This window comes from Acidovorax sp. 22279 (genome assembly GCF_052045435.1).
GTDB lineage: Bacteria > Pseudomonadota > Gammaproteobacteria > Burkholderiales > Burkholderiaceae_C > Acidovorax > Acidovorax delafieldii.
In genome coordinates, this window is sequence record NZ_JBQEOV010000002.1 from 159,970 (window position 1) to 171,976 (window position 12,007).

9 protein-coding genes are annotated in these 12,007 nt (G+C 65.6%); 4 read left to right on the plus strand and 5 right to left on the minus strand.

What is annotated here, in order from left to right; all coding sequences use genetic code 11:
* Window positions 1-19 precede the first annotated feature (19 nt).
* Entirely contained in the window at window positions 20-2,392 is a 2,373-nt protein-coding gene (locus ACTJKQ_RS03550) for a penicillin acylase family protein (protein ID WP_440596010.1), read from the minus strand.
* Window positions 2,393-2,530: 138 nt separating this feature from the next.
* Here ACTJKQ_RS03550 and ACTJKQ_RS03555 point away from each other — a divergent pair, with 138 nt between their 5' ends.
* Both ACTJKQ_RS03555 and ACTJKQ_RS03560 read left to right on the plus strand, forming a co-directional pair.
* Window positions 2,531-3,628 (plus strand): GlxA family transcriptional regulator, encoded by a 1,098-nt coding sequence (locus tag ACTJKQ_RS03555; protein ID WP_440596011.1) that lies wholly within the window; start codon window positions 2,531-2,533, stop codon window positions 3,626-3,628.
* A gap of 158 nt (window positions 3,629-3,786) precedes the next feature.
* The gene (locus ACTJKQ_RS03560; RefSeq protein WP_440596012.1) at window positions 3,787-4,752 is read left to right on the plus strand and encodes a class I SAM-dependent methyltransferase; all 966 of its coding nucleotides are present in this window, start codon (window positions 3,787-3,789) and stop codon (window positions 4,750-4,752) included.
* A 9-nt stretch (window positions 4,753-4,761) separates the two neighbouring features.
* Here the strand turns inward: ACTJKQ_RS03560 and ACTJKQ_RS03565 are convergent, their stop codons facing one another.
* Window positions 4,762-5,265: a flavodoxin family protein gene (locus ACTJKQ_RS03565; RefSeq protein ID WP_440596013.1), complete on the minus strand. Its 504-nt coding sequence runs from the start codon at window positions 5,263-5,265 to the stop codon at window positions 4,762-4,764.
* A gap of 152 nt (window positions 5,266-5,417) precedes the next feature.
* On the opposite strand from ACTJKQ_RS03565, the gene ACTJKQ_RS03570 reads away from it, so the two are divergent.
* Window positions 5,418-8,222, plus strand: coding sequence for a PAS domain S-box protein (locus tag ACTJKQ_RS03570; protein ID WP_440596014.1), 2,805 nt, complete (start codon window positions 5,418-5,420; stop codon window positions 8,220-8,222).
* A 40-nt stretch (window positions 8,223-8,262) separates the two neighbouring features.
* Here ACTJKQ_RS03570 and ACTJKQ_RS03575 read toward each other — a convergent pair whose 3' ends face one another.
* Complete coding sequence (locus tag ACTJKQ_RS03575) at window positions 8,263-8,784, minus strand: EVE domain-containing protein (RefSeq protein ID WP_440596015.1); 522 nt, start codon at window positions 8,782-8,784, stop codon at window positions 8,263-8,265.
* A gap of 308 nt (window positions 8,785-9,092) precedes the next feature.
* Here ACTJKQ_RS03575 and ACTJKQ_RS03580 point away from each other — a divergent pair, with 308 nt between their 5' ends.
* Window positions 9,093-10,205 (plus strand): DUF3592 domain-containing protein, encoded by a 1,113-nt coding sequence (locus tag ACTJKQ_RS03580; RefSeq protein ID WP_440596016.1) that lies wholly within the window; start codon window positions 9,093-9,095, stop codon window positions 10,203-10,205.
* 53 nt (window positions 10,206-10,258) lie between these two features.
* Here ACTJKQ_RS03580 and ACTJKQ_RS03585 read toward each other — a convergent pair whose 3' ends face one another.
* Together ACTJKQ_RS03585 and alkB are read right to left on the minus strand one after the other, a co-directional pair.
* Window positions 10,259-10,993, minus strand: coding sequence for a hypothetical protein (locus tag ACTJKQ_RS03585; protein WP_440596017.1), 735 nt, complete (start codon window positions 10,991-10,993; stop codon window positions 10,259-10,261).
* 323 nt (window positions 10,994-11,316) lie between these two features.
* Window positions 11,317-11,970 carry a DNA oxidative demethylase AlkB gene (gene alkB / locus ACTJKQ_RS03590; protein WP_440596018.1) on the minus strand — a complete coding sequence of 218 codons (654 nt, stop codon included), beginning with the start codon at window positions 11,968-11,970 and terminating at the stop codon, window positions 11,317-11,319.
* Window positions 11,971-12,007 lie beyond the last annotated feature (37 nt).

The following is a 12,007-nucleotide window of genomic DNA, read 5'->3' on the forward strand; positions in this document are numbered from 1 at the left end:
AGGCGGTGCTCGCAGGTGCTCAAGGCCGCACCAGCCGCAGCGGCTCGCCCACGCGCGCCTTCACCACATCGTCGCGGTGGAAGGGCAGGGTGTGCCAGCGCTTGGCCGAGAACTCGCGCATCTGGTCGTTGGCGTGGGGCGATGCGGGGTTGGTGGACTGGCCATAGGTCAAGATGGCCTGGGCCACTGGGCCCTTGGCGTCGAAGGTCACGGTCTGCACATAGCTGGTGCCGTAGTCGATGCGCAAGCCTGCCTTGTTGATGGGTGCGGGCTCCTGGCGGCCCAGGTTGTTGAGCACGCCTTCAAACTCCTCGCCGCCGTGTAGCGCAATCGCTTCTTCGGTGATGGCGGGGCGCTGCACGCTGCCCAGCGTGGCGTCGAGCGTGTAGCCGCTGGTGCGGATGGCCTTGACGGCGCCGTCCAGCGCCTCCCACACTTTGGCGGCGGTGGCGGCGTCCTCCATCTTCAGGCCTGCAGGGGTGGCCACGGGTTGCGCAGGGTCGAAGGGCACGCGGTGCACGCCGGGGATGTTGCGCGCAGTGCGCCAGAACTCTCGGAACACATGGGCGCCGCGGGCATCGACGTTGTTGCGGCGGTCCCAGCCTTTCAGGGCCGCACAGCCGTCGCGCGATTCGGCCGTGGGCGCCTTGTCGCAGGCGGCCAGCAGGTCGGGTACCACCACCTGGGCCATGAAGTTGCGGTTCTCAAACAACTGGCCCTGGATGGCCTGCAGCGTGACCTTGCCCCGGCCGAGCATTTCAGGAATCTCGGCCAGACCGGCGCGGGTGCGTGGCCGGGTCAGGCTGGCGTCGCCCACCAGGGGCGAGATGCCCTCAAACTTCTGGCCGGGGTGGGTGTAGACAAAGCTGTCATTGCTGTTGTGGACCCAGTCCGTGCGGAAGGCCACGGGCATGCGGCCGATGGGGATGAGCCCCGGCACGGGCGATGCGCTGTCGCGGCGCCAGTCGCAGTCAGCGCGTGATCCGTTCAGCACCACCAGGCCGGCAGCGGCGCGCAGCGCGGCGGCGGGCTGGCTGGGTGCGCAGCGGGCGAGCTGGACGGCATCCACATCGGGCACCACGCTCACGTCGGCATACATGGCCTGGCCGCTGCGGTCGGCGGCCAGCGTGTTCACCCAGGGCAGGCCCAGGTTGGCGTGCGCCTTGTGCAGGTCCTGCACCGAGCGGGCGCGGGCAAAGGCCAGGGCCGCGTCCATCATGCGGGTGTTGCCAGTGTTGGCGTCGCGCAGGGCGTAGGCGGTCTTGGCGTTCCAGGTCAGGCCCGCGCGGGGCACCACCACCAGCGGGCCCCAGCGGGTGGACCACACCGTGTGCTCTTGCGTCTGCAGCTTGCCATCCGGGCCGGGGATCTGGGCGCTGACCTTGCGGGCGGTCATCTTCTCGGGCTTGCCGTCCACCAGGTAGGTGGTGGGGTCGCCCTCGGCCAGCGTCACTTCGTAGAAGGTGAAACGCTTGCCGGTGGACACCGTGTGTGACCAAGCCACGTCCTTGTTGAAGCCGATGGAGACCATGGGGTAGGTGCCAATGCCCACGCCCATCACGTCCATCTGGCCGGGCATGGTCAGGTGCATTTCATAGAAACGGTTGGGGCCGCTCCACGGGAAGTGCGGGTTGCCCAGCAGCATGCCGTTGCCGTTGGCCGTCACATCCTTGCCAAAGGCCCAGGCGTTGGAGCCCAGGGGCGAGTCGAGCAGGCCCACGTCGCGCAGCGCTTGCGCGGCATCGGCCAGGTTCACTTCAGCAGAGGGCGCCTGCGCGGCCTTGGCGGCGGGCGGCTGGGCGCCCAGCATGCCATCGGCCAGCGCGGCAATACCGGCCTGCACGGCCACCACCTCGGCCATGCGGCGGTATTGGGCCAGGGTCATGGGCTGCACCCAGGGCTTGCCCCGGCAGGCATCGGGCAGGGTGGCGGCGTTGTCGGCCAGGAAGCGGTTGTAGCCCGCCACATAACCACGCGCCAGGGCCTGCGTTTCGGCACTGGTCTTGGCCCAGGCGCGCTCCAGCATGGCGTCGTCCATGTGGGCTGCCATGAACAGGTCGATCTGCGCATTGGGGATGTAGCGGCGGCCCAGCAGCCCGATGGTCTGGGCGCCGAAGGTGCTGCTGCGCTGGCCGCGCGCGGTCACGAGCTGGTCGGCTGTCATGCAGACGTTGTCCTGCGCGTAGGCATAGGCCACGCCGTAGGCCAGCGATTCGGGGTCGTTCGCGGTGATGTGTGGAATGCCGTAGGTGGTGCGCTCAATGGTCACGCTGCGATCTGCGTGTGCAGCGCCTGGCTGGCTGGCGCAGCCCGCCAGAAAGAGGGCGGTGCAGGCCGCGCCCAGGGTGGTCAGGGCCATCGAGAGGCCGCGATGGGTTGAGGGTTCGTGCATGGGTGGGTGTCTCCGTTTGTGTGGGCCCGCAGCGCAGGGCCATGGCTGCGGGGCGCTGTCGTCGCACGGTCATGCTACTGCCCGGTAACACCGAGAAGCGGTGGCGTTTTGGCCACAAAGGGTGGCAAGATCGCCACCATGCCCACTGCCAAAACTGCACTGCCGTCCTGCCTGAACGTGGGCATCCTCTGGGGGCACGGCAGCATTGCCAGCACCGCCGCCGCTGCGGTGGACGCTCTGCGCGCCATGAACATGCTGGCGGCGATGCGCCCTGGGGGCGCGCAGCCCGTGGTGCGCTGGTTGTGGCTGCAGATGCCGCACGAGCGCGACGCCACCCCACCGCCAGTGCCTGGCGCGGAACTGGGCTCGGAGCCGCTGGATGTGGTCGTCATCCCCGGCTGGCTGGTCCCCACGGGGCCGCAGTTGCGTGAGATCAGTCGGCGCTACAGCGAGCACTTTGGCGCCATGCTGCAGGGCCACCTGCAGCGGGGCGGGCTGGTGGCTGCGCTATTCAACGGGTCCAGCCTGCTGGCGCACTGTGGCTTGCTGGCTGGGCGCAAGGCGGCGCTGCCGTGGGTGTTTGCGCCGTCCATCGTGCTGCAGTCCAGCGAGAGTGGGGCAAGGACGGCCTATGTGGCCGAGGTGGCCTGGCAGCGGGAGCGAACCTGGCAGCGTGACGGTGCCCTGTGGACCACCGCATCCCTGCAGGACACCCTGGCCGCCATGCTGGACCTGCTGGCCCAGACACCGGCGGCCGAGCTGGCGCAGGCCGCATCGCACGCGCTGCTTTTTGACCCGCAGCGCCAGCTGACCGCCACCACCGCCATGGAGACCCCCACGGGCAACCCGCTGGCTGCGGGCGCACTGGAGCAGGCGCGGCGCTGGCTGCAGGACCACCGCAACGAGCCCTACAGCCTGCAGGCCACGGCCCGCGCCGCCGCCACCAGCCCGCGCACATTGCTGCGCTGGTTTGCCCAGGTGCATGGCGAAACACCTCAGGACTACCTGCACCGGCTGCGCATTGCCCAGGCCCAGGCGCTGCTGCAGACCACCTACCTCACGGTGGACGATGTGGCGCAGCAATGCGGCTACAACGACACGGGCAGTTTTCGCAAGGTGTTCACCCGCGTGGCCGGGGTGACGCCAGGGGCGTACCGCCAGCGCTTCAAGCTGCGCACATCGCGCAAGCAGTGGTTGGGGCGGCAGGGGCTGCCTGGCACCGACGGGCCGGCGTAGCCGGGCCCACGGCAATTCGCTGTCTCTGGTGGGTGTCTGCGCCAGTGCTGGCGGCGATAATGCTCAATTGCTATTGAATCAATAGCTGCCCAGGCATGCTGGACTAGCACATCATGCCGTTTTGATTCTGAAATTGTTTTTTGCCAGCCCTTTTCTCCATGCAAGCCCTGCTCGACGCCATTGCCTCCATGCCCCTGCCCACCGACGCCCAGCGCGTCTTCCACGGCCGGGGTGGGCTGTTTCCGGGCTGCGAGCAGTGGGTGCTGGATGCGTATCCGCCAGTGTTCGTGCTGACGAGCTTTGCGCCAGCCAGCGACGCTGAACTGGCGACCGTCGGCGAGGCGCTGCAGGCACGCTGGTCCCAGATTGCGCCGGAAGGCCAGCCGCTGAACTGGGTCTTCCAGCACCGGGGCGAGGCCCTGCGCATCGAGGGGCGCAGTGAAACCCGCCTGATGGCAGGTGCGGTGCCCGACCCCCATGTGGTCACCGAAGCGGGCGTGCGCTACCGCGCGCATGTGCTGCGCGGCCAGAACCACGGCCTGTTTCTGGACATGGCCGCAGGCCGCCAATGGGTGCGCAACTACGCCGCAGCGCGCAGTGCAGACCGCTATGGCCTCAAGGTGCTGAACCTGTTTGCCTACACCTGCGCGTTTTCGGTGGTGGCACTGCAGGCGGGCGCCAAACAGGTGGTCAACGTGGACATGAGCCACGGCGCCATCGGCATCGGGCAGCAGAACCACCAGCTCAACGGCATCACCACGGGCGCCGCCTTCTTGCCGCACGACATCTTCAGCAGCTGGGGCAAGATCAACCGCAGCGGCCCTTACGGCCTGGTCATCGTGGACCCGCCCAGCTACCAGAAGGGCAGCTTTGTCGCCACCAAGGACTACGCCCGCCTTATGCGCCGCCTGCCCGACCTGCTGGCCCCCGGCGGCCACGCGCTGCTGTGCCTCAATGCGCCCGAGTTGGGCTTGGCCTTTTTGCAGGACCAGATGCAGGAGCTGGCGCCCGATCTGCGGTTTGTGGAGCGCGTGGCCAATCCACCCGTGTTTGCGGATGTGGAGCCGGAGTGGGCGCTGAAGGTGCTGGTGTACCAGGCGCCCGAGCTGGCGGCGCCGGCCTGAGAGCCTGTTCTAGAACACCCCCATCCCCAGCCCTGCCGCCATGGCTTCGCCCAGCGCGCGGCAGCGCTCCAGGTCGGTCGATGCAATCTGTTTGGGGGCCAGGATGGCTTCGGGCGTTTGCGCGTGGGTGCAGACGATCAGTGGGTCCGCCACCTGCCTGAGGCGCCAGCCCGTGGCGATGCGTGCGATCTGGCGGGCGGCATTGGTTCCGTCGCTGCCAGCGCAGACCAGGGTGGCGTAGGGGCGGCCATTGATCTGGTCGAGCGCCGCGTAATAGGTGCGGTCAAAAAAGTCCTTGAGCAGTCCGCTGACAGCTGCAAGGTTTTCTGGGGTGGCAAACAGATAGCCGTCCGCCGCCAGCACATCGGCGGCCTGGGCCTGGGGCGCGGCCAGCAGCCGCACCTCCACGCCACTGTCGGCTGCCACCGCTCCCGCGCAGGCCGCGTCCACCATCTGCCGGGTGCCGCCGGTGTGGGAGTGGTAGACGATCAGCAGGGTTTTGGCAGCGGTCATGGGGGCAGCATAGAGGCAGCGGTACTCGCAGCGAAGCAGGGTGCGTCACCGAACGGGTTTCTACCACCCTGCTGCGTTGCCAGGCGGCGACTTGCACAGCGCTTTCGATGCCAGAATCGACAGCTGTCAAACACTGAAATCCCCGCTGCCTCATGACCCTGATGCCTGCTGTGTCTTCATGGCTGCAGACCACACGCTCGCGGCTGACCTTGCTGTTTGGCGGTACGGCAGTCCTGGCGGGGTTGGCGATTGGCTTGGTGGCCGACCAGGTGCTGACGCGGCACCTGACCGAGCTGAGTGGCCAATCACTGGTCAGTGCCAGCCAGCCCATCGCGCTGGCGCTGGCCCAGGGCATGCAAGAGCGTGAGCGCGAGATCGCGTTGCTCAGCTACCTGCCCATGCTGACCCGTGACGACGGCTACGCACCCCAACTACAAGCGCACCTGGAGCAAATCCGCCAGTCCTACCCGTTTTACTCCTGGATTGGCGTGACCGACGCGCAGGGCGTGGTGCAGGTGTCCACCGGGAACCTGCTGCGGGGCCAAAACGTGTCGCAGCGCCCCTGGTTCAGCGCGGGCCAGCAAGGGCCCTATGTGGGCGATGCCCACGATGCGGTGTTGCTGGACAAACTGCTGCGCGCACCCGGCAGCCCGGTGCCCCTGCGCTTCATGGACTATGCGTCGCCCGTTCGGGGGCAGGACTCGGTACTCAAAGGCGTGGTGTCGGCCCATGTGAACTGGGCCTGGGTGCAGGACATCATTCGCCGCGCCACACCGCAGTCTCCGATGACAGGCGGGCTGGAGGTTCTGCTGGTGAACAAGGACGGCGTCATCAACACCGCAGGCGCGGTCGAACAGCCCCGTGCGGCGCTGCCCATTCTTCCGTCGCAGGGTACGTTCCAGGTCATGTCCTGGGGCGATGACCCCAAGGAGACCTACCTGACTGCCGTGGTGCCCGTGCGCGCACAGACGGTCACGGACCTGGGCTGGATGCTGGTCACGCGGCAGCCTCTGGAGATGGCGCTTGCGCCCATCAACCGCTTGCACACGCTGCTCGCGCTGCTGCTGGGGCTGATGGCGGCCCTGCTGGTGGCTCTGGCCTACTGGGCGGCGCGGCGCTTTAGCCAGCCCGTGGAGCGGCTGGCCGAGGCGGCTCGCCAGGTGCAGGCCTCGGGCCAGGTGGCGGCGCTTGATTTTGAAATGGACACGGTGGAGTTCCAGCATCTGCGCTCCGCCCTGCAGAACATGACCCAGGGCCTGATAGACGGCAAGGCCGCGCTGGAGCAGGCCAACGCCGAGCTGGAGCATCGCGTGATCGAGCGCACCCTGGCCCTGCAGCAAACCGAGCAGCGCTACCTGTCGATTCTCGAAGACCAGACCGAGATCATCTGCCGCTTTGACGCCAACAACCGCATGACGTTTGTGAACGATGCGTTCTGCAGGCTCTTTCATCTGCGCCGCGAGGATGTGCTGGGGCGGGTATGGTCGCCCATCGTGTACCCGGACGATTTGCCCTTGGTCACACAGAAGCTCGCCGCCATCCACCCTCGCAATCCGGTGGTGGTGATCGAAAACCGCGTGGTGTCGGGCGATGGTTCCATCCGCTGGTGCCAGTTCAGCAACCGTGCGCTGTTTGACGATGCGGGGCAGCTGGTGGAATGGCAGTCTGTGGGGCGCGACATCACCGAGCGCCGCCAGCTGGAGGCCGAGCTGGCACAGGCCTCAGAGCAATTCCAGGACCTGTATGACCACGCGCCCTGCGGGTACTACGCGCTGGACCGCCAGGGCAAATATGTGCACCTGAACCTGCTCACCCTGCAGTGGTTGGGCCTGCCGCGCGAGGAGGTCATCGGCAAGCTGGGCCCCGCAGACTTTTTTGATGACGAGGGCAAGGCGCTGTTCACCGCGTGTTTTCCGGTGTTCTTGCAGACGGGCAAGATCGGACCGCTGGAGTTCAACCTGTGTGGCCGTGGTGGCGTCCAGCGGCGGGTGAGCGTGTCGTCCACTGCCATCCTCAATGCGCAGGGCGACTATGTGATGAGCCGCTCCATCATGTACGACGTGAGCGAGCTGCACGCCGCGCGCCAGCAACTGCACACGCTGAACCTGGAGCAGCAGGCGATGCTGGACAACGACCTGATCGGCATCGCCAAGGTCAAGGACCGTGTCATCGTCTGGCGCAACCCGGCGCTGGAACGCATCTTTGGCTATGCGCCCGGCACGCTGCAGGGGCGAACGACGGAAGAGATGTACGTGGACCAGGAGGACTTTCTGGCATTTGGCCGCGATGCCTACGCGGTGCTGGCCTCTGGCCAGCACTACCGGCAGCAGCGCCGCATGCGCAAGGTGACGGGCGAGATGGTGTGGATTGACGTCAATGGGGTATTGCTGGAGGGGCAGGGCGAGTCGCTCTGGCTCATGCAGGACATCACCGCCATGAAGCAGTACCAGGAGCAGGTGGAGCACATCGCCTTCCACGATGGGCTCACCCACCTGCCCAACCGGCTGTTGCTGGCCGACCGCATGGCCCAGGCTTTTGCCCTGAGCGACCGCACCCAGACCCAGGCGGCAGTGTGTTATCTCGATCTCAACGGCTTCAAGCCCATCAACGACCGCTACGGGCACGACATGGGCGACGAGGTGCTCAAGGTCACCGCCCGCCGCCTGCTGAAGCAGGTGCGGGGCAACGACACGGCGGCCCGCATCGGTGGGGACGAATTTGTGCTGGTGCTCACCGCCGTGAAGGACCCGGCCGAGGTGGACCAGGCGCTGCGCCGGGTGATGGCGGCCATCGAGCAGCCCATCGATCTGGGTGAGGGCCGCGTGGTGAGCGTGTCGGCCGCCGTCGGCACCGCCCTTTACCCCCGCGACGGCACCACCACGTTCGAGCTGCTGCGTGCGGCGGACCAGGCCATGTACGCCGACAAGGGGCATGTGTCGGCCGAGCGCAGCTTGTGACCGTTCTTGGGCCGCCGCTCACCAGCTGCACCAACGGGCATCAGCCGCCCTGCATCAGCACTTCGGTGATGTAGCTCCACTCAGACGCCTCTACCGGTGTGATGGACAGGCGGCTGCCTTTTTGCAACACCCGCATCTCCGCCAGCGCCGGGTGGGCGCGGAGCTCGGCCAGGCTGATCAGCCGCGTCTTGCGCAGCGCCTGCACATCCAGCAGCAGCCAGCGGGGGTTGTCTGCCGGGGATTTGGGGTCGTGGTAGGGCGATGTGGGGTCGAACTGCGTGGGGTCGGGGCGGGTGCCGCTGGCCACGCGGGCGAGGCCGGCGATGCCGGGCTCGGGGCAGCTGGAGTGGTAGAACAGCACGCCGTCACCCACCTGCATCGCATCGCGCATGAAGTTGCGGGCCTGGTAGTTGCGCACGCCGGTCCAGGGGACAGTGGCTTTGGGCGCGGCCAGAGCGTCGTCGATGGAGCACTCGTCCGGCTCGGACTTCATGAGCCAGAACTGGGCCGGGCGGTCCGCGGCGGCGTGCGGGGGGTGTGAAGGGGTGGGAGCGGTGACCATGGACGCATTCTGTCAAAGATGCCGCAGGTGGTGTCGGGCGCCGCAACCCAAGTCGCAGGAAGTGAACTGCTATTAATATGATAGCTATCCAGGCATGTTCCACTAGCGCTTGTGGCCAAAAACACCATAAATCGGCGGCCAACGCGTTGAAATGGCCTGCTGTCCGCATGGCAGATTGCGCAGCCCGGGGACGCGCCGCAGAATCTGACCGTGCAAGGCTGGTCGCCCCGGTCCAGGCCGAATGTGGCGGCACTCACCAGGGCCATCACCGCGTCGGTTTGTTGTCTTATTTGCCCTGAACTTTGTCCATGACCAAACGCTCTTCCTCAACCCATGCGCAGGGTGCACGCGACCCGGCTGCCCGTGGCGGCAAGCGCGCTGGGGGCTGGCTGCTGGGCCTGTTTGCCCTGCCATTTGCAGCCGTGGGTGTGGGCATGCTGCTGCTCAGTGTGCTGCCCACGCTGTACGACTGGGCACGCATGCAGTGGTGGCAACCCATTCCGGCCACGTTGGTGGCTGCGCGGCTGGAGACCAGCCGCAGCAGCAAATCCAGCTCCTACACCGTCAAGGCCACCTACCGTTACCAAGTGGCGGGGCGTGAGTACCAGGGCGAGCGCGTGGCGATCAGCGGTGGTGGCGACAACGTGGGCGATTTTCAGGAAGCGCTGGGTGTGCGGCTGGAGCAGGCACTGCGCGACGGCGCGCCCGTTCAGGTCTGGGTCAGTCCGTCCGATCCTGCGGACGCCGTCATTGACCGCAGCCTGCGGCCCGGCCTGCTGGCCCTGAAGATGGTGTTTGTGGTGGTGTTTGGCGGCGTGGGCGTCGGTCTGCTGGTGTATGTGCTGCGCCCCACCCGCGCCCCGCAGGGCCGTGCGGGCAGTGGCGCCCAGTCGCTGGCGCCAGGCATGCCCGGGCGGGTGGAGCGCACGCCCGGCGGGGTGGCCATGTACTTTCCGGCGGGCCGTTGGTGGGGACTCAAGCTGGCGCTGGCCTTGGTGGGGGCTGTGTTTTTGACCGTCGGGGGGCTGGTGCCCTGGGAGCAGGAATCATCGGGCGATGTGGCGCCGTGGCTGTTCCGCCTGCTGTTTGGCGGTGTGGGCGGTGTGGTGCTGCTGGCCAGCTTCTACGCCATCGCCAACAGCCTGCGCGTGCAGCTGGACCACACCGGCCTGCGCACCGAGCGTCGCCTGCTGGGCCTGATGCTGCGCTGGCACCAGGTGCCTCCCCACGATATCGTCCGGCTGTGTGTGACCGAAAGCTACTCCATGGAGATCAACAACCGCCGCGAGGTGTATTTCCGCATTGAAGCTCTGCTGCACAGCGGCAGGAGGATCACGGTGGCTCAGGATCTGCGGGGGCGCAAGGAAGCGGACCGGATGCTCGCATCCATCGGTAGCGCCACAGGCTACAACGTCCGCTAACCGCATGTACAGACCGCGGGACCCCTGGCCTTGTTACCTGCGCCGCCGGTGTGTCACAGCTTGGGCTTGTTATCTTTCATGGCATCCAGCGCCTTTTTCCGCGCGGCTTCTTCTTCATTGTTTTTCTTTTCCAGCACGTCGTAGCGAACCTTGTGGTCAACGATTTGGATCGCTGATCCGGTGATCATGTCGGAGCCATAGTGGCGATTCAATTTTGCATTCATTTGAATCCCACAGTTTGGCTCAAAGGCCGCTGGTACGGCCAAGTTAATGCTGTCGCCTTTTAATCTGGATAAATCTGTGCGTGGCGTGGTGACGTTGCCGCCCGCTCCAAAGGGGCACATGGTAGATCCCTTAATATTCGTCAAGGCATAATTTCTGTCATAAGCCCACAGCATGGACAGCTGATCGGGTGTAACGTCAGAAGGGGCACCATATTTCTGCTTCAGTGCTGAAATAAAAGTTGCTGTGGGAATATAGCCACCTTCTGGGTATTTTTGAGCACGTCCCAAAAACCAAATTTTCCCAGAGTCATCCTGCAGCGCAATCATGTGGTCATTGACTCTGTTATCCTTGCTTTCTGCAATTCCCTGAATTCCAACCACTTTACCTTCGCGGGTCTTGATTTCGCTGAATTTGTAGTCCGCATTCACCTTTTCCATCAGCGGTTTTTGTGTGGCAAGCAATGCCCCAATTTTCACCTCTCCAATGTCTGGGAGTGATTGTGCGAAAACGGACGATGCAGTGATGACTAAGCTGGTAATAATGGTATGTTTGAAAAATTTCATGGCTACTAAGACGTTGATTTGTATTTGGCGCGAGCCATGTTGTAAAACATGTGCCCGCACATATTGCGTCACCCGAAATGGAGCTCTCTTGACTCTATAGGGCGAACGAATCTTATAGGCGTCTCGTTGCTGGTGATTGGTGCCAAGTTTTTAATTTGTTTCAAAACATTGCTTCGGTGTGCTTGTGTATTTATCGATCGCACGTGCGATTTTTCCAGATCAGTTGGGCTGATTGCGTACTGCCTCACTGGGAAAAAATGAATCGACTTTTTCCATGCCGTTAGCAGCCGCACCTTGGCTGGCGTGAAGCATGCGCCAGTACTTCAGCCTGCTGCGCGAAAAGTGAGATTGATGCGGTGTGCACCGGTCCGCGGGTGGTGTGCTTCGGGCAAGGGCAGCACCCCATGAAACCGCAAGCGCGCAGGCCCGCCCCAGACCACCACATCGCCGTGCAGCAGCGCAATACGGCGGGTCTTGTCCGCCCGCTGCGCACCACCCCACAGAAACATCGCCGAAACACCCAGCGACACCGACACGATGGGGTGGGCGTAGTTGCCTTCGTCGCGGTCCTGGTGCAGCGACAGGCGCGTGCCGGGGGCATAGCGGTTGATGAGGCAGGCGTCGGGCGCAAAGTGGGCAAAGCCTGCGGCCTGCGCTGCATCGAGCGCCAGCTGGCGAAACAGCGGCGGCATGGCGGGCCAGGGCTGGCCGGTCTGGGGGTCAGAGCGGTCATAGCGGTAACCGCTGCGGTCACTCACCCAGCCCAGCGCGCCGCAGTTGGTCATGGCCACCGACATGGTCAGGCCGCCGGGGGTGACGAGGTGCCTGAAGGGCGCCTGGGCGGTGATCTGCTGCACCGCAGCCAGCAAGTCCGCCGCCTGCGCCAGCGCAAAGCCGCGCAGCACCAGGGCGCCGGGCTCCAGCACCTCGGGTGCCCGGGCGGGCTGGGGTGGGTCGTCGAACAGGCTGGCGGTCATGGCATCTGTCATCTTTGGCGAGGGGCTGCCTGCAACG

Bases quoted from the DNA above. Each gene is read 5' to 3' on its own strand.
- ACTJKQ_RS03550 (WP_440596010.1), bottom strand. From the start codon at position 2,392: ATGCACGAACCCTCAACCCATCGCGGCCTCTCGATGGCCCTGACCACC.
- ACTJKQ_RS03555 (WP_440596011.1), top strand. From the start codon at position 2,531: ATGCCCACTGCCAAAACTGCACTGCCGTCCTGCCTGAACGTGGGCATC.
- ACTJKQ_RS03560 (WP_440596012.1), top strand. From the start codon at position 3,787: ATGCAAGCCCTGCTCGACGCCATTGCCTCCATGCCCCTGCCCACCGAC.
- ACTJKQ_RS03565 (WP_440596013.1), bottom strand. From the start codon at position 5,265: ATGACCGCTGCCAAAACCCTGCTGATCGTCTACCACTCCCACACCGGC.
- ACTJKQ_RS03570 (WP_440596014.1), top strand. From the start codon at position 5,418: ATGACCCTGATGCCTGCTGTGTCTTCATGGCTGCAGACCACACGCTCG.
- ACTJKQ_RS03575 (WP_440596015.1), bottom strand. From the start codon at position 8,784: ATGGTCACCGCTCCCACCCCTTCACACCCCCCGCACGCCGCCGCGGAC.
- ACTJKQ_RS03580 (WP_440596016.1), top strand. From the start codon at position 9,093: ATGACCAAACGCTCTTCCTCAACCCATGCGCAGGGTGCACGCGACCCG.
- ACTJKQ_RS03585 (WP_440596017.1), bottom strand. From the start codon at position 10,993: ATGAAATTTTTCAAACATACCATTATTACCAGCTTAGTCATCACTGCA.
- alkB (WP_440596018.1), bottom strand. From the start codon at position 11,970: ATGACCGCCAGCCTGTTCGACGACCCACCCCAGCCCGCCCGGGCACCC.